The organism is Rhizobium sp. BK456, from assembly GCF_014194045.1.
GTDB lineage: Bacteria > Pseudomonadota > Alphaproteobacteria > Rhizobiales > Rhizobiaceae > Rhizobium > Rhizobium redzepovicii.
In genome coordinates this window covers 1-16,979 of sequence record NZ_JACIAO010000025.1, presented here as the reverse complement: position 1 = coordinate 16,979, position 16,979 = coordinate 1, and the positions used below count along the sequence as shown (strand labels likewise).

Genomic DNA, 16,979 nt, shown 5'->3' with positions numbered 1-16,979 from the left:
CACTGCAAGACCTGCGACATCAAGGACCCCAACCAGAACATCAACTGGGTGCCGCCGCAGGGCGGCGAGGGGCCGGTATATCCGAATATGTGAGGTCGGCGCGATCCAAAGTTGGTCAGGCTCCCGCGCTGTCGCACCTGCTCGGCAATGATCTAGAGCTTATTGACGACTATTTGCGTCACCCTTCGGCCAATCGTCGACCGCACCGACCGCTTTGATGACCGACTGGTTGAGAAGGCGCGCTGAATCCTGAGCGCAGGTGAACTGCTGACTAAAACTGCGCGCGTAAAAAGGAGTACGTTGCTGGTTTTCCACCAATGAGTAACCGCGATGACTGACAATGACTAAGATCAATGAAAAGAGGAACACAGGATGAAGATCGATAAAAACGGAACACAGTCGTCTGTCAAAGGGCGGCCAAGAGGAATTCCGCAGCCTACTTCGAACCCGGCGCCCGCACCCCTTGGGATACCCGCCCGCTTGGTCAAACTTTAATCGGTACCGCGGGTTCTGCTGGTCCAGCGCAAGGGTGAGCCGGTACAGCAGATCGGTCCAGTGACGTAATCTGGTTTGATCCCAAGGAAAAACACTGGCACGTCAGCTTCGCCGACCACGGCCCACCCGTCGGTCAATCACAGTGAGACTCGTATTGCCTCATTTGTGAAGGTCCCTGATCTTCTGGACCGTTGCCTCGTAGGATTGTTCCTCACCGTTGCGAAGCGTTCAAGTCGAGAAGAGTCGAGCTGGTTCGTAATTCGCACGCCCTAGATCATGGCATTTGGCTTTATTTCGACGCCACGTAAGCATACGGTGAAGGCCGCTGGCCATATGCTTTTTATCACGGGTGACCAAGCACTCCAAAGGAATTCAGCGAGGACGCTTACGCGCGTGCAGCAGAACCCGAAGAACTGCTCTGGGTCGAGGGCGACCGCGTCACGATGATTCCATTCGACAGGCTGAACTCATTCTTCAGCGAGCATCTGCCGAAAGTATAACAGAACCTTCAGGCGCCAAGCCAACTGCTAGAACGTCAGATGCATTGATGTCTGATCAATGCATAGCGACGACGCCTCTCTGCCTTCGATGCAGAACTGCGTTGCTTTTGAGCCCACGCGGAAGCAGATGCGCGATTAATAGGCGGTGGCATAGCGGAAGATCTATTTGAGCAATACACCGCCTGCCGCCCTGATTGCATCCGGGGTGTCGACATCGATGAGAGCGCCGCCGCCGATCTCGACGTCAATGATGGGCAGGCCGCAGGTTAGAATAATTTCACGCGCGCCTTTGTCGCCGGCCTGGCCTTTCAACCGAGCATTAAGGACACGGGGGAAAATGACGGGATGGCCGGGTTTCCCGCCTGCTGCCGCGCGCACTACCGATTTGCCTTGGTGAGCGCGAAAGGCCGCGATGAGGGCGTCGAGATCGGCCGCGGTCAAGGCAGGCATATCGGCGAGCAAGATCATGATGCCATTGGGCCGATCGGCCTCGGCCGCAACCACGCCGAGGGCAAGCGAGCCCGCCATGCCGGAGGCAAATTCGGCGTTGCGCACGATCTTGACCGGCAGGTCCGCGATTGCCGCCTCGATCTCGGCATGCCTGTAGCCGGTCACGGCGATGACGGAATGGCTCTCGCAACTGGCGGCAGTGATCGCCGAGCGGCGGATCAGCGGCAAGCCGTCGAATTCGGCAAGCAGCTTATGGGCGCCGCCCATCCGGCTCGATTGTCCTGCCGCCAGAATGACGATGGCGACCGATATCATTTGCTCCGGTGAATTATCCATAGGTCGCCAACTGGCAGGCCGCGACGTCGGCGAGGATCGACAGCGCCAGCGACGTCCAATCCCGCGTCGGTCCGAATATCCCGATCGGCGCCCTGATGCGGTCGAGATCACCGCTGCCGAAGCCGCGCTTCCGCAGGCGTTCGACGCGTCTGCGATGCGTTCTGGTGCTTCCGAGTGCCCCGACATAAAAAGCTCCCGAGTTGAGCGCTACTTCGAGTGCCATCGCTTCCTGGTCGAGATCGTGATGCAGCAAGACGATCGCCGTATAGGCGTCGATATTCCCGATATGCCCCCCGGCCTCGCCTGGCTCGCGCACGTGCACATCGAAATCCGCAGCTATTGCGAGACGGGCGACTGCCCTCGCCTCCACCGTCTGTCCGGAGATGACGACGCGAGTGCGCGGGCGGTAGATCGTCAGGAAATCCCCGGCCTGCCAACGTGCCCGCTGCGGGGGCTCGGCAATCTCTAGCGACTGCAGTGCCGGATTATAGCGCAGTCCCGCCGGCTGGCGTTTATCGATGAGAGCGAGAACGCGGTCGATCTCGCCCACCTCCCGCAGCAGATGAATGGCGACGGCAATGCCGCCGCCGCAGGGAAGCACGATATCGAAGAAGGGCGAGCCTTCGCCGAATATCACCGACCGGTCGCGACCCTCCGCCATCGCAAGAAGCGCTTCGGCGGCGACGGCCGCCTCGACGCAGCCGCCGGAGACATAGCCGCAGTAGCGGCCATCTGCCGCCACTGCCACATGCGATCCGAGCGCGCGCGCTGCCCCGCCCCTTATCTCGACCAGGGTTGCGAGCGCTGCGCCGCCGCCCTCTCTCAGGCAGGCGGCGGCGAAGCCGAGGATCTCGGCCGGGTCGTCGGTCGAAAGCGCCCTGACGGGTGTCGGGATGACGGTCCGCATCGAGACGCCGGTTGCGCTATGCGACATCGGGGAGACCGCCGATCAGCTTGTCGAGGGTGATCGGGTAATGGCGGACCCGCACGCCGGTCGCGTTGTAAATGGCGTTGGCGATTGCTGCGGCGACGCCGCAGAGCCCGAGCTCGCCGACGCCCTTCGCCTTCATCGGCGAAGACATCGGATCCGTCTCATCGAGGAAGACCACCTCCTGATGCGGGATGTCGGCATGGACGGGAACCTCGTAACCGGCGAGATCGTGGTTGACGAAGAAGCCGCTGCGGGTATCGGCGGTAAGTTCTTCCGACAGCGCGCCGCCGGCGCCCATTGTCATGGCGCCGATCACCTGGCTCCTCGCCGTGATCGGGTTGAGGATCCGGCCCACAGCGCAGACGGCGAGCATTCTGCAGATGCGGGTCTCGCCGGTGGCGGCATCGACGCCGACCTCGACGAAATGCGCGCCGAAAGTCGACTGCTGATGCGTCTCAGCGAGATTGCCCCATTGGATCGTGTCCTCGCCGACCAGCCCGTCGGGACCCGCTGCCTCCGCGAGCGGCACCGATCGCTTGCCGGACCGGACCTCACCGTTCTCGAAGACGATGTCCTCGGAATTGAAGCCGAGCTTCTGGGCCACCGCCTCGCGCAGCTTGACGCAAGCGGCGTAGACGCCCGCCGTCGAACAGTTGGCGCCGAACTGGCCGCCCGAGCCCGCGGACACAGGAAAGCGGGAATCGCCGAGCTGAACGCCGACCTTGTCGATACCGACGCCCATCATCTCGGCCGCGGTCTGGGCGATGATGGTGTAACTGCCCGTGCCGATATCGGTCATATCGGTTTCGACGGAGACGACGCCTTCGCGGTCGAGGCGGACGCGCGCGCCTGATGGAAGCAGCAGATTGTTGCGGAAGGCCGCCGCAACGCCCATGCCGATCAGCCAGTTGCCTTCGCGGCGCGAACCGGGTTTGCCGCGGCCGCTCCAGCCGAAGCGCTCGGCGCCGAGCTTTAGGCAGCCGACGAAATTGCGATGCGAGAAGGGCCGCTCCGGCTTTTCCGGATCGACCTGGGTATCGTTGATGATCCTGAATTCGACGGGGTCGAGGCCGAGCTTCTCGGCCATCTCGTCCATGGCGATCTCGAGCACCATCATGCCGGGCGCTTCGCCCGGAGCCCGCATGGCGTTGCCTTCGGGAAGGTCGAGCGTCGCCAGCCGCATCGCCGTCATGCGGTTGGCGCCGGCATAAAGCAGCCTGGTCTGGTTGACAGCCGTCTCCGGCTGGCCTCCGGCCTGGTCTCCCGACCAGCTCTCATGGGCGATCGCCGTGATCTTGCCGTCGCGCTCGGCGCCGATGCGAATGCGCTGGATTGTCGCCGGCCGGTGCGTCGTATTGTTCATGACGAACGGCCGCGGCAGCGCCACCTTGACCGGCCGCCCGGCCGCCTTGGCGCCAAAGGCGGCGAGCACCGCGTCGGCCCTGAGAAACAGCTTCGAGCCGAAGCCGCCGCCGATGAAGGGCGACATCAGATGGATCCTTTCCTTGTCGATGTCGAGCATCGCCGCCAGATCCGAGCGCCACCAGTCGATCATCTGGCTTGACGTCCACACCGTCAGCTCGTCCCCGTTCCAGGCGGCGATCGAAGCATGCGGCTCCATCATCGCATGCGACTGGTCCGGCGTCGTATAGGATTGATCGACGGTGACGGGTGCCGCCTTGAAGGCCGTTTCGAAATCCCCGGCCGATGTATCGGGATCGCCGCTTTCCGGCTTCACCGCCGAGGCCATCGCTGCCCTGAGATCGAAGACGCCCTCCTCCTCGGCGTAATCGACCTTGACCAGCGCCGCCGCGGCACGCGCCTGCTCGAAGGTCTCTGCGACGACGACGGCGATCGCCTGGTGATAGTGCTGGATCCCCTCGCCGCCGAAGAGCTTGGCGGTGTTGAACCTGCCCTTCTTGCGCTCGCCGACCTCGGGCGCGGTCACGACCGCGAGAACGCCCGGCGCCTTCTTCGCGGCAGAGACGTCGATCGACTTGATACGGCCCTTGGCGATCGCGGAACCGACCGGATATCCGTAGGCATAAGGCATGTTCGGATCATGCCATTCGTAGGCATATTTGGCCTGGCCTGTGGTCTTCAGCTGGCCGTCGATGCGGTGGACCGGATGGCCGACGACCTTAAGACGGTCGATCGGATTGGTCGTTGCTGGCGTATCGAACTGCATGGAATCTTATCCCTTGGCTTCGGCGATGACCGCGCCGAGCGTGCGCTCGACAAGATCAACCTTGAATCGGTTCTGTTCGGTCGGTCGGGCGTCGGCGAGAAGTGCTGTGGCGGTCGCCCTTGCTCCCCTGGGAAGCGCGGCATCCGCCGCCTCGATCCGCCAGGGCTTGTGGGCGATACCGCCGACGGCGACGCATCCGGTGCCATCAGGCTGGATGATCGCTCCGACGGAAACGAGTGCGAAAGCGTAGGATGCACGGTCGCGAACCTTCCGGTAGATCTGCCGGCCGCCGATCGGCGGAGGCAGCAGAACCGCGGCGATGAACTCGCCGCGTTCGAGCACCGTTTCGATATCGGGCGTATCGTCCGGCAGGCGATGAAATTCGGCAATCGGTATTGACCGGCGGCTCCCGTCCGGCTTGACGGTCTCGACGACCGCGTCGAGCGCTCGCATTGCAATCGCCATGTCGCTCGGATGGGTGGCGATGCAGGCTTCGCTCGTCCCGACAACGGCATGCTGGCGGCTGAAGCCGCCGATCGCCGAACAGCCGCTGCCCGGCTGGCGCTTGTTGCATGGCTGGTTGGTGTCATAGAAATAGGGACAGCGCGTCCGCTGCAGGAGGTTGCCTGCCGTGGTCGCCCTGTTACGCAGCTGGCCGGAGGCGCCAGCGACAAGCGCGCGGGACAGAAGCCCATAGTCGCGCCGCACAGTTTCGTGGGCGGCAAGATCGGTGTTTCGCACTAGCGCGCCGATGCGCAGGCCGCCTTCCGGCGTCGCTTCGATCTTGTCGACGCCGAGGCCGTTGACGTCGATCAGATGCGTCGGCGTCTCGATCTCAAGCTTCATCAAATCGAGGAGATTGGTGCCGCCGGCGATGAACTTGGCGCTCGGATTGGCGGCGGCGGATTTGGCGGCGGCCTCGATCATCGCCGCACGCTCATAGGTGAAGGCTCTCATGCTTTTGTCCCCGCGACTTCGACGATGGCGTCGAGGATGTTCGAATAGGCGCCGCAGCGACAGATGTTGCCGCTCATGCGTTCGCGGATCTCCGCAGGCGTGACCTGCGCTTGCGCGGTGAGATCGCCGGTGACGTGGCTCGGGATATTCGCCTTGATCTCCTCGAGCACCACCACGGAGGAACAGATCTGCCCCGGCGTGCAATAGCCGCACTGGAAGCCGTCATGCTTGACGAAAGCCGCCTGCATCGGGTGAAGGTCGCCGGGCTGCCCCAACCCCTCGATGGTCGTCACGTGATCGCCGTCATGCATGACGGCGAGCGTCAGACAGGAATTGATCCTGCGCCCATCCACCATGACGGTGCATGCACCGCATTGGCCGTGGTCGCAGCCCTTCTTCGTGCCCGTGAGGTGAAGATGTTCGCGCAAGGCGTCGAGCAGCGTGGTTCGATTGTCGATTTCGATGTCGTGGCGCTTGCCGTTGACGGTGAGGGATAGTTTGGAGGTCAGAGCCATGTCGCTCCCAGCGGGTTGAGCCGCCGCGACCGTCGCGGCCCCGGTGACTGCGACTGCCGCAGCCGACGAGATAAGTAAGTCCCGGCGAGAGATTTCAAGTTGATCGCTATGCATGTCAGCTCCACTTCATGATGGGAGGCGCCCCGGTCCATGTGCGAGGGTCGATAGGTGGACAGCTTGAAAAGTTAGGTCAGCAAAGGCGGAAGATTAGATGAGTCCTGTTGCATAAGCTTATCGAACGAGCTCATGAATGCGATGCTATGGAGTGTACCGGACGACGGGAGACAGCGAACTTGATTAGCGTTGGCGACCCGAATATGTCAGATGCGGAGCAGGAGCAATCTGCTCGATCCTCCAACATCACATCGAATTCAAGACCGGAAGAAACCGGCATGGCGTCGTCTTCGGCTCGATGATGGAGGCCTTCAACAACTCCACGCTGTTCATGACCTGCCCTGCTACCTCAAATCGTTGCCGAGCGATCCTTCGCCTCGGCAATATGAGCGGCGACGACGCAGCTTTCGTCAACCGGCTCGGTGCCCCGCGTTCCGGGAGCGGCGACTCATCTGACGCGCCGCGCCACCTGCCACGGACGTGACGGCTTGGTCGCGTGCATGGATTCCGCCGCTTGCCAGCGCTACGATCTCAGCTGTCCGATCGCGAGATTGCGGACGCGCTGAGCTTGGGCGCGCGGCCCGGGCAACAAGGCCGCAGCCGTCAAGCCCGAGGAGGTGCAGGAGTTGCGCGTGGAGCATGCCACCCACCAGGAGCGAGCCTATCATTCTGCAAATGAAGGTGAACCGCGTCGTCGGCTGAAACAATGCCATTTCGAAGACGATTGCTTGTCGCAGAGATCTCGGCTGGTTATCGTCTTAGCCAGATCATCTAGCCTATGGTTGTGAAAGACACGCTTCTCAACCGACCGACACCGAGTGAATAGGCCCACCTCAACGCGATCCTGATAGAGATCAGCGGGTGAAGGGTACTCTGAGGGCGCCATTCACTCATGAATTAGCTTTATGACATCAATCAGGGTCGGATAGCTAATTTTCTCCGGTGATGGGTGGTATCGGTCAATGCGTCAGCCCAGGAGTTCGTCATGAAACAATTTGCATTTACCACGAGCGACGATGTCGCATTCCGTCTTTGCAGTCCCCTTAAGTTTATCGGCGCCGCCGTGGCGTTCGGCGTGGCCCTGTCGTCTTTTTTTCCCCGAGCTATGGCACAGGACAGTGCCAACCAAAGCCCGGCGGGCGTGTTCGCGGTCATCTATGAGCGCGGCCCTGCGTACCAGGACGGCAAGCCCATAACCGAGCAGGCCAACATCCCCGACCACATCAAGTATACAGAGTCTCTCGGCGACAGGTTCATTGGAGGCGGGCTCCTGGGAACGCTCACCGATGACAAGGTGGTTGGCATGATCATCTTTGAAGCCGCAAACCTGGAGGCCGCAAAGCAATGGCTGGCTCAGGATCCCGGCGTGGCTGCTAGCATACTCGCCGCGAATGTCAGACAGTGGCAAGTCAACAACATCAGGGGCTACGAGAAAAAGTAGCTGAGGAAGAAACCATGGACGGTATTCAAGGAAAGTCGTCGTAATCACCGGCGCCTCCAGCGAAATGGTGAAGCGGCAGCGCGTCATCTTGCCCATGAGGGAGCTCGCATGGTGGTCGCAGCACGCCGGAGCGACCGAATCGAAAAACTCGCATCGAGATCAAAGATAGCGGAGGAGAGGCAATCGCAGTCCTGGCCGATGTCGCACGCGAGGATCTTGAACACATTGCACGAGCGACGATCGATGCTGGCGGTCGAATCGACGTTTTGACAACAATACAGGCCTCATGCCTCTTTCGCCTCTAGATCTCTTAAAAGTGGACGAATGGGACCGGATGATCGATGTCAACGTCGAGGGAGTCCTTTATGACATCGCCGCCGTCCTGCCACATATCAAGGCGCAGAAGTCCGAGCACATCATCAACGTTTCCTCGCTTGCAGGTCATAGATCTTCGCCGGCTCTGCGGTCTATTCGGCCACTAAGTCCGATGTTCGCGCCCTGTTAGAAGGACTGCGGCAGATGTGAAGCCTTACAACATCCGCACAACGATCATTTCTCCGGGCGCGGTCAAGACCGAGTTTGCTCGAACACACCACTGAACAGGACAATCAGAAATCCAATCGAGACTATGTTGGCACGGTTGGCGTTTCCGCCGAGACGTTTGGCCAAATGGTTGCCCTTGCCATCAGCCAGCCGGTCGACGTCGATGTCAATGACATCCTTTTCAGACCGACCATGCAGGAACTCTAGCCTCACCTCCCCATAACCTTAGGCCACGCCGAATACTTATCACGAGATCAGCGTCCCGGACGTCTTGCCGAACGTAGCCTGCGCTCCTGCTAACGGGGATGCACGGGCGCTAGAGGCCATTCTGGACTTGGGAGATTTGAAGAGATTCAAAGGCTTGGACGGGATTCCATCGCAACTTTATCCATCGGACGCATCTGATGAGGAATGCTCGCTAATCCTTCCGGATCTGACTCTGCAGCGCGAGTATGCTGGGCAGCGGGAACACAACCTTCGCGGATGTTCAACGGCTTGCGTTACATTGTGAAGACGGCCGTGCCATGGTGGTGATGCTGAACGATCTGCTGCGGCGTATCAGCAGACACAGATGAGCTTCCGCGGCGCGGACAGTCCATCTTTTATTACCGCGGCGCGATTCCGACGCGAAGTAATCACTGCTTCGTCCGGTTGGTTGCGGGCCTGAAGGCGATCGCCACCGTCAGCATGTATGACATGGGTCAGACCAACCGGAACGGGTCAACAGCGTGACGGTGGAGCAGCGCAGGGGCATCGCCGTCGCGGCCGCGCAGCGCTGGGTCGAGTCTGACGGCGGTGCGCTCGAATACACCGGCGGAGCGTCGCATGAACTGACGGGCAACGCGATCGGTGACGAATTCTACGACTTCTACCGCACGCCGCGGCGAGTTCACGCCGGAGGGCCAATCCGCCAACCGACGCTGACCAGCGATATGAAGTTTCTGAAACTTCTATCTGTTCAACGACATCGACACGATCTCGCCGCGCCCGCTGCTGTTCCATCACCGGCGACCGGGCGCACTCGAAGGAGTTAAGCGAGGACGCCTATGCTCGCGCGGCCGAGCCGAAGGAACTGGTCTGGGTGAAGGGCGCGGGACATGTCGATCTCTATGATCGCGTGAGCCTCATCCCGTTCGACAAGCTTCAGCCGTTCTTCGGTCAGCATCTTGCCTGACTTGAAGTCGGCAGCTGCATAAGCGGGAGACTTTATATCTACATCTGCACCGCCGGCACAGCCTGCTGCGGGCAGATTTGTTTTTGGCGCTGCTCCATGCACAGTAGCCACCGTAGGGCGAGTGAGCCGTCGCTCGTGGCATATGCGCTAAGAAGCCACGTGCTCTTCATCGAGGCAACGCGGCGCTGACCGAAGACAATTCCCCGTTTGTCTTACGATGAACCTGACCGAACTTTCCATCCATGAGTCAGATTCATGACTACAAGCGAGCCGGGTGATCTAATCCGCCGAGTTGCGTTCGGATACATTCGACGCGTGTCAATCGAACATCGATGGAGGTTCGCCATGAACCAGCAGAACGAAATCCTGAACACGCCCGGGCCAGCATCCGATCTTGACGTCGGTCGGCGTGATCTCCTGAAGCTCACCGGCGCCGGCGTTGCCGCGCTCGGCGCGATGTCCATCCTTAACATTCCATTCGAGGCCAGGGCTCAAGGCATCATCGAGGGAGCCGACAATTTCTACAAGAGTGATAAGCTCAACCACCAGAAGGTCACCTTCAAGAACCAGTACGGTATGGACATCGTCGCCAACCTGTACACCCCTAAGGACGCAAACGCGTCCACCGGGCTCCCGGCCATTATCGCCGGCCACCCGAACGGCGCGGTCAAGGAGCAAAGCTCCAGCTTCTATGCCCAGAAACTTGCCGAGCAGGGTTTCGTGACCCTGGCTCCCGATCTGACCTTCTGGGGCGAGAGCGAGGGTTCGCGCAACGCAGTCGCCTCCGATTTCTATACCGAGGTGTTCATGGCCTCGGTGGATTTCCTTGGTACTCGTCCGTTCGTCGACCGGGAGCGGATCGGCATCGTGGGCATTTGCGGCAGCGGCGGTTACGCGATCAGTGCGGCGAAGCTTGACCCGCGTCTGAAGGCAATCGCCACTGTCAGCATGTATGACATGGGCGCCGTCAACCGAAACGGCCTCAACAAGTCGCAGACGCTCGAACAGCGCAAGCAGGCGCTCGCCGCCGCCGCGGAACAGCGCTACGTCGAGTTCGAGGGTGGTCCAAAGAAGTACAGTGACGGCATGCTTGAGACGCTGCGGCCCAATGCGCATCCGATCGAGCGCGAGTTCTTCGACTTCTATCGCACGCCGCGCGGCCAGTACGTGCCGGCTGGTGCGTCGCTCTACACGACGACGAACCGCCCGATCACGGCGGAAGTCAAGCAGATGAACTTCTACCCGTTCAACGACATCGAGACGATCTCGCCGCGTCCGCTGCTGTTCATCACCGGGGACAAGGCGCACTCGAAGGAGTTCAGCGAAGAGGCCTATGCACGCGCGGCCGAGCCGAAGGAACTGATTTGGGTTGAAGGCGCAGGCCATGTCGATCTCTACGACCGGGTGAACCTCATCCCGTTCGACCGGCTCACGGCCTTCTTCCAGAAGCACCTCATTGCTTGAGTGAAGCCTTGAAGCGGCGCTGAAAGGCGCCGCTCTCAGCCACGCAGCCAGAAACGTACAGCCAGTACGGCTCAGTCAAGTTGCCGGCCGACGGCTCGAATGATCAACATAACAGTCCGCTTGGCGGCGCAATTAAGATGATGGTGACAATATGCAAAAGATAGCTCTAACGGCTGCCGTGTTAATCTTCGTGACAACAGCGAATGCCGCTGATTTCCGTTTGTCGAGTTCCGATGTGGAGCACAACAAGCAGGTGGGCGACCAATACCTGCAGAATGGGTCCGGATGCACCGGCGGCGATCAATCGCCCACGCTTTCCTGGTCCGGTGCACCTGACGGTACCAAAAGCTTCGCTGTGACAATGTACGATCCGGATGCGCCGACCGGAAGCGGATGGTGGCATTGGAACGTGCTGAATATTCCGGCTTCCGTGAACCATCTGGATCGGAATGCAGGACAGCGCGATGGCAGCAAACTGCCGGCCGGCGCCGTGCAAGGCCGCACCGATTTCGCCGTGCCTGGATATGGCGGAGCGTGCCCCCCGGCTGGCGACAAGACGCACCATTACCACTTCAAGGTTTGGGCTCTGTCGGTCGACAAACTGGAGATCGACACGGAGATGAGCGCTGCGCAGATCGGCTATATGGTCCGTTCGAACAGCCTAGCCTCCGCAGAACTGGTGCCGGTTGCGACGCGATAAATCAGCGCGATCGCTTGGGGAAACGCGGTCGTTCGCGTTCCCCAGGCCGACTTGCTTAACCGGTAATGTGATTGCCATCAGCCAGTCCTTAGCTGCTGAAGCGACTGATCTGCTGGCGCGGTACGATCGAGACGTGAGCCAGAAGTTTAAATTAGTTTATAAGTTCAATAATTATAGACTAATAAGGGCCATGAACGCAGTGGGCTACGGGAGAAACCTACCACTCGACCGCGACGATGCCTTGCTACCACGTGCTGCCGAGAATCATGCACGGTGATGGCCAGGCCGTTGCGATGCTCGGAGAGGCCTGGACCCGCGTCGCGAGTGGACGGACGCGGGCGATGGCAGGCTTGCGTCGATCAAGGTTCCATAGTCCTCGAGCACACGCCAGTTGCGATAACTGCGCGCCGCGTCATAGGCGAGATAGTCCGCCGCCGACAGCGCTCCGGGGCGACACCGTTAGAGAAGCCGCAGATCGCATGGACATAGGGATTCCATTCAGCCCCTAGCACAAGGGCATCCCGGCGCGAGTCGCTCGTCATGACGATGTGCGGTAACCGCTTTTCCCAACATTGACCGCATTGCGGACAGCGGCCTGCTGTTCCGGAGAAAAGCCGAGATCGGCATGTCGCCTGCCCCATGCGGCCTCCCGGACATTGACCACAAAGCCTGCCTCGTCGGCGATGCCCGTCCAGGGATTGCGGTCGGCCGAGTGCAGCCATCCGCAGCCCAGATCGAGCGTAAAGCCTGCGAGTTCCTGGGTCCAGGCGCGCCTCCGACGCGGTTCGACGCCTCCAACATTATAGTCGAAACTCCACTAGCAGCGAGGCGCCCGGCCGCAGCAATGCCTGCGGCTCCGCCGCCCACGATCGCAATATCGACTTCTATTCATTCGGGCTCTCGCATCAAGCGCGCGATCGTTGCTGGCGCCGTCAAGGAGAGACGTTCCTGCAAATGCGTCTAATGGGATTTTTTCGTTAGGTTCTTTGCGCACGAGCTTCAACCTTCGCTGTTCCGGCGCGTGATTAGGCGCTATAATTTTCATATCAATATGAAGAGGATTCATGAGTGTCGCGCGAGAACGTCAGTGACCTGCTTGCCTTCCTGGCGGTCGCCCGGGAACAGAGTTTCACCAAAGCAGCGGCCAAGTTCGGGATTTCCCAGTCGGCTTTGAGCCATACCATCCGGGGGCTTGAAACCAGGCTGGGTGTTCGGCTCCTCACGCGCACGACCCGGGCCGTGTCACCCACCGAGGCCGGCGAGCGGCTATTGAACGGGATCGGGCCCCATTTCGACGAGATCGATGCCCAGATCGACGCATTGAGCGATCTTCGCGACACGCCCGCTGGCAATATCCGCATCACGGCGCCGGACCACGCGATCAACTTCGTGCTGTGGCCGAAACTGCAAAAATTTCTACCGAACTATCCTGATATCAAGGTCGAACTTCTGCGCGAGAACGGCCTGACCGATATCGTGAAAGAGCGATACGATGCCGGCGTTCGCATGGGTGAGCAACTTGCGAAGGACATGATCTCGGCCCGTATCGGTCCCGATTTCCGGTTCAACGTGGTGGGTGCGAAATCCTACCTCAAGAATAATCCCGAACCGCAGCATCCCCAGGATCTCGTCCGGCACACTTGCATCAACGAACGCCTGCCGACCTTTGGCGGTTTCTGGGCGTGGGAGTTCGAAGAACGCGGACGCGAAATTAAGATCAAGGTCGACGGGCAACTGGTCTTCAACAATTCCTATCAGGCCGTCGAGGCGGCAGTCGCCGGATTCGGTCTCGCCTATGTGCCCGAGGACGTCGCGTCGCCGCATATCCAGAAGGGGCGGTTGGTGCATGTGCTTCAGGACTTCAGTCCCCATTGGGATGGCTACTACATGTATTATCCCAGCCGGCGTCAGTCCTCGCCGGCTTTTGTCGCTCTCGTTGAGGCGTTACGTCATCGCACTTAGTTCCGTGCTGGATTGAGTTACGCGGGCTTTCTTGCGCTGGTAGGTGGCATGTGCGGGCCGCGCCGGCGCGGTGGCGCCCCCTTACGACCTGGCGCCCGGCCCGAATTTCGATGGCAATTGTATCAGGGGATCTGTGCGACTTCTCTGGCGGGCTTTGTGCGCTGCCGGTTTCTCCACCCCAACATCACGTAATGCGTGGCGATGGCCGGAAGCGCCATCACTGCCGCCCAATGCCCAAAAAAAGGTGTCACCGAGGTTTTGAAGTTCCAGACATCGAGGCTGTAGGTGAAGGTCAGATGGTTCCAGACACCAAGAACTGAAAAGCTCCAGACGCCGACACCGGCCAGAAGGGCTGCGGAGACACGCAGCAGCCACGTCCCGGCGGCCTTGGTCGTCGACGGCCCCAGGATCGAGAGGCTCAACGCCATTACGCGCGCCCAGTGCAGGCCGAGATGGATGCCGACGATTACCATAACCCAATAGGCTGAGAACCGGTGGACCTCCCGTATGTAGACGCTTTCGGGGATGGGAAGCGCGCTGAACAGCGATTTCGAGATTGCGATGCTGCTGACCAGCAGGATGATCATGTTGACGATCAGCAGTAGATGAAGCGCGACGATGAAGACGCGGCGCGAATCATAACGGCCCCTGAAGAGATTTTTGAACCAGAACCGGTTCGTCACGATATGCCAGGCGAGCAACCCGAACATGGCGGTGCCGAAGATCTCGTGGGGGACGTTCTCCAGCCACCAATAGGCCAGTGAGAGCAGAAGGAAGATGACCATCGCGCCTGGCAGCAGAAGACGATCGATAAGAGGGGACGACGTCACGATGACGTACTCCGTGGATAGATGCTCAGGGGCTAGTTCTTGAAACTGCGCGCATTGTTGAAGGTGAACATATATTGCCGGTCCTGGCGGGCCTGATGACAGGAATAACAGCGCGCCGGGCTTTCATCGTCAGTCTTGATCGACCGGTCTGGATTGAACGCTTGATAGGTCCAGTCGTCCGGACCGTCTCCCGTTTTTTGGGCAACGAGGTACCGGGCCAGGACGTCGCTCTGGTGATCGACCAGAACGACATGGGTCCCCATCGGCACTGGTTTGTCGGCCTGGACGGCGTCGAGCGCTGTCTGACTGGTAAGCATATGCTCGCGCGTCACGCCGCGATTTATCGTAGTATAATGGACGAGCTTGTCGAGCTCCGGGAAGGTCACTACACCTGTTTCGGCGTGGGCTGGTGTTGCTCCCGTACCTTCTGGCAACATCAGGTAGCTGCTGGCGAGGACCAATGCTCCACCCACTAATGCCAGCCCAAAGGATCTGATCGTGTTGTTCATTGGCGTATGAGTCCTGGTGCATACAAAAGATCGGCGCACCGAAAGGTGCTCGGTGCGGTTCATTTTCAGACCCGGCATCGGGCGCGCCGCTGCGGAAGCAATGATGCATCTGCGGGCACGATAATTCGATCTGCTGCGCCATCCCGCTCAAACGGCTGAACACGTCAGCTCGGCCCTCTGCTTCCAAATAGCCTCACCGGATCCCATTCTTGCGTAACAACTATCAAATACGGCGAAGCGGAATTAGTGGCGCCGGCGCGCTTATAGATATGAGGCAGATTCATCAATCCTCTCAGGCGGGTCTTATGCTCATCACTACCGATGAGGCGCGCCTCCGCCTCAAGGCCTCGTCGTCTGCATCACCATAGTTCTTCAGCGCATCGGCCCGTGATCGAAAACGGCGTGGTCTGCGTCAACGTCACGGGATACAAACAAGCCTGTCTGCCAGCTCTTCGGCGGCAAGACACCTGCCGCGGAATGGTTCGCACAAGTGGACGCGGGTTGAGACGGTTGCTCCCGTGCTCGAAGTCGCGCTTGCGACTGCCGCATTGCCCAAGTCCATCCGAGCGGTAGCCGCGATGCGCTGATCTGCGAAGTGGTGCTATCAAAGCCGCACACCGAAGGACGGAGCTTAATCTACTTCGACCGCGCGTACTGGATATTACCGCGGGTCAGTCGCCGTTTGCGGACTTGAATACTTGATTGACAATGCCATGCCTTAATGAGATTCGAACCGTAAAACTTCGGAACAATCGGGTTTGTTTGACTTCGTTAGCCGACGCCTGGATGCGGGCGCCTTGGGATGAGGCGAAGGATCTCCCACGGCCATTACCTTATGATGCGCTGATCATTTCCTCACGCGAACCGTACGGATCCACGATCGTCTCGACATCCGGAGAGCCGGTGGAAAAGGCCAGTCTGCTTTAAGCCTGAACTCAGAGCTTGATTGTATAGGCAAAGCCTGCCTCGTCGACTGTTCGAAACTGTAAGCAAAGCTGACGCCATGGATCGGCAATTGCGAGATGCCCCGATAAGTCTCTGGCGCCGACACGCCGCAAATCTCCAGGAATGTCGGCGGAATGTCCGTGACGTGATGGAACTGATGGCGGATGCCGCCCAACGCCGACCGTTCCGATCAGAATGAGCGCTATCCTCCCGGCATTGAGCCTGGTGCGTTTTCCAGCGGAGGACAATGCCGGCCGCTGGATCGGATCTTTGTCCGAGCGCGCGCTCATTGCGCCTGCTCCGTCGCCGGCGTCGGCGGGGCCTCGTCCGGTTCACCGGGATGGATGATCAATGTAAAGGCGAGGGCAGCTACGCAAGCCAGGAAGAAAATTGTCGACGAACAACATCATCATTCGCGGCGCCTTTGAATTCTGCCGCGTTGCCGAGACCGAATCCCAGCTTTTCTCGCCTCGCTCATGGCGCACCCCTCTGCGGAAGATCGGTCTGTTCATCAAGTTCCCCCTTCAGCTCGTGGCGCCGACCGCGCAACAGTGAAGCCTTCACGCGTTCGATTTCCGCCTCCGTCGGCTCAACCAACGGGCCGCTGTCGTCAGGAATATCGGAGCCGCTTTGAGCGATTGTCTCGTTCTCCGGCCGTTCGTTCGTACCTGTCGAGGTCTTTGCGCGCTTGTTCATCACATCCTCCAATCGCCGCGGCCATCGCGACGGGCATCGTTGCGACATCAGCGCCTCGATGAGGTCAACGGATGTCCAGCCCGTTTCCCAATTCGACCATGTGGATCGACGCACCACGCTTCCTCGCAACTCCGGGAACTTTTGCGCAAAGCCGGGGTTGGAGCGCCGTCGAGAATTGCTGAGGAGAACCCCATCGTGAAAGCTCTGACCTGGCACGGCAAGCATGATA

The 16,979-nt window shown here is 60.2% G+C and carries 16 protein-coding genes and 2 pseudogenes; 8 read left to right on the top strand and 10 right to left on the bottom strand.

Going from position 1 to position 16,979, the window contains the following annotated elements; genetic code table 11:
• Positions 1 to 93 (top strand): 4Fe-4S dicluster domain-containing protein (locus FHX03_RS34095; RefSeq protein ID WP_183857558.1); only part of this gene is annotated, 93 nt, incomplete at its 5' end.
• A gap of 1,064 nt (positions 94 to 1,157) precedes the next feature.
• On the opposite strand, the gene FHX03_RS34090 is transcribed toward FHX03_RS34095, so the two are convergent.
• The 5 genes from FHX03_RS34090 to paoA are packed head-to-tail and all read right to left on the bottom strand — an operon-like array spanning position 1,158 to position 6,486.
• Positions 1,158 to 1,760, bottom strand: coding sequence for an NTP transferase domain-containing protein (locus tag FHX03_RS34090; RefSeq protein WP_183857556.1), 603 nt, complete (start codon positions 1,758 to 1,760; stop codon positions 1,158 to 1,160).
• Positions 1,761 to 1,773: 13 nt separating this feature from the next.
• Positions 1,774 to 2,715 (bottom strand): XdhC family protein, encoded by a 942-nt coding sequence (locus tag FHX03_RS34085; protein WP_246699354.1) that lies wholly within the window; start codon positions 2,713 to 2,715, stop codon positions 1,774 to 1,776.
• Complete coding sequence (gene paoC, locus FHX03_RS34080) at positions 2,705 to 4,900, bottom strand: aldehyde oxidoreductase molybdenum-binding subunit PaoC (protein WP_183857554.1); 2,196 nt, start codon at positions 4,898 to 4,900, stop codon at positions 2,705 to 2,707. Before paoC ends, FHX03_RS34085 begins: the two co-directional genes overlap by 11 nt.
• 6 nt (positions 4,901 to 4,906) lie before the next feature.
• The gene (locus tag FHX03_RS34075) at positions 4,907 to 5,857 is read right to left on the bottom strand and encodes an FAD binding domain-containing protein (protein WP_183857552.1); all 951 of its coding nucleotides are present in this window, start codon (positions 5,855 to 5,857) and stop codon (positions 4,907 to 4,909) included.
• Positions 5,854 to 6,486 carry an aldehyde dehydrogenase iron-sulfur subunit PaoA gene (paoA, locus tag FHX03_RS34070; RefSeq protein WP_183857551.1) on the bottom strand — a complete coding sequence of 211 codons (633 nt, stop codon included), beginning with the start codon at positions 6,484 to 6,486 and terminating at the stop codon, positions 5,854 to 5,856. Before paoA ends, FHX03_RS34075 begins: the two co-directional genes overlap by 4 nt.
• A 985-nt stretch (positions 6,487 to 7,471) precedes the next feature.
• On the opposite strand from paoA, the gene FHX03_RS34065 reads away from it, so the two are divergent.
• The 6 genes and pseudogenes from FHX03_RS34065 to FHX03_RS34045 all read left to right on the top strand — a co-directional run bounded on the left by FHX03_RS34065 (position 7,472) and on the right by FHX03_RS34045 (position 11,808).
• Positions 7,472 to 7,927 (top strand): YciI family protein, encoded by a 456-nt coding sequence (locus tag FHX03_RS34065; protein WP_183857549.1) that lies wholly within the window; start codon positions 7,472 to 7,474, stop codon positions 7,925 to 7,927.
• Positions 7,928 to 7,970: 43 nt separating this feature from the next.
• Positions 7,971 to 8,677: pseudogene (locus FHX03_RS34870) on the top strand (SDR family oxidoreductase).
• Between the two features lie 163 nt (positions 8,678 to 8,840).
• A pseudogene (locus tag FHX03_RS35025) lies at positions 8,841 to 8,998 on the top strand (IS5/IS1182 family transposase); the annotation flags it as partial.
• A gap of 200 nt (positions 8,999 to 9,198) precedes the next feature.
• Positions 9,199 to 9,504, top strand: coding sequence for a hypothetical protein (locus FHX03_RS34055; RefSeq protein WP_183857547.1), 306 nt, complete (start codon positions 9,199 to 9,201; stop codon positions 9,502 to 9,504).
• A gap of 485 nt (positions 9,505 to 9,989) precedes the next feature.
• On the top strand, positions 9,990 to 11,108 hold the full coding sequence (locus FHX03_RS34050; RefSeq protein ID WP_183857545.1) for an alpha/beta hydrolase: 1,119 nt from the start codon (positions 9,990 to 9,992) through the stop codon (positions 11,106 to 11,108).
• A gap of 151 nt (positions 11,109 to 11,259) precedes the next feature.
• Entirely contained in the window at positions 11,260 to 11,808 is a 549-nt protein-coding gene (locus tag FHX03_RS34045) for a YbhB/YbcL family Raf kinase inhibitor-like protein (RefSeq protein ID WP_183857543.1), read from the top strand.
• Between the two features lie 498 nt (positions 11,809 to 12,306).
• Here FHX03_RS34045 and FHX03_RS34040 read toward each other — a convergent pair whose 3' ends face one another.
• Entirely contained in the window at positions 12,307 to 12,684 is a 378-nt protein-coding gene (locus tag FHX03_RS34040) for an FAD-dependent oxidoreductase (RefSeq protein WP_312865361.1), read from the bottom strand.
• A gap of 192 nt (positions 12,685 to 12,876) precedes the next feature.
• Here FHX03_RS34040 and FHX03_RS34035 point away from each other — a divergent pair, with 192 nt between their 5' ends.
• Positions 12,877 to 13,770, top strand: a complete 894-nt coding sequence (locus tag FHX03_RS34035) for a LysR family transcriptional regulator (protein ID WP_183857541.1) — start codon at positions 12,877 to 12,879, stop codon at positions 13,768 to 13,770.
• 122 nt (positions 13,771 to 13,892) lie between these two features.
• Here FHX03_RS34035 and FHX03_RS34030 read toward each other — a convergent pair whose 3' ends face one another.
• The 4 genes from FHX03_RS34030 to FHX03_RS34865 form a co-directional block, all read right to left on the bottom strand.
• Positions 13,893 to 14,600 carry a DUF4405 domain-containing protein gene (locus FHX03_RS34030; protein WP_312865360.1) on the bottom strand — a complete coding sequence of 236 codons (708 nt, stop codon included), beginning with the start codon at positions 14,598 to 14,600 and terminating at the stop codon, positions 13,893 to 13,895.
• A gap of 32 nt (positions 14,601 to 14,632) precedes the next feature.
• On the bottom strand, positions 14,633 to 15,109 hold the full coding sequence (locus FHX03_RS34025; protein WP_183857539.1) for a cytochrome P460 family protein: 477 nt from the start codon (positions 15,107 to 15,109) through the stop codon (positions 14,633 to 14,635).
• A gap of 935 nt (positions 15,110 to 16,044) precedes the next feature.
• Positions 16,045 to 16,344, bottom strand: coding sequence for a hypothetical protein (locus tag FHX03_RS34020; RefSeq protein ID WP_183857566.1), 300 nt, complete (start codon positions 16,342 to 16,344; stop codon positions 16,045 to 16,047).
• A gap of 184 nt (positions 16,345 to 16,528) precedes the next feature.
• Positions 16,529 to 16,979, bottom strand: a 451-nt coding sequence (locus FHX03_RS34865; protein WP_246699353.1) for a hypothetical protein, incomplete at its 5' end; no start/stop codon positions are given.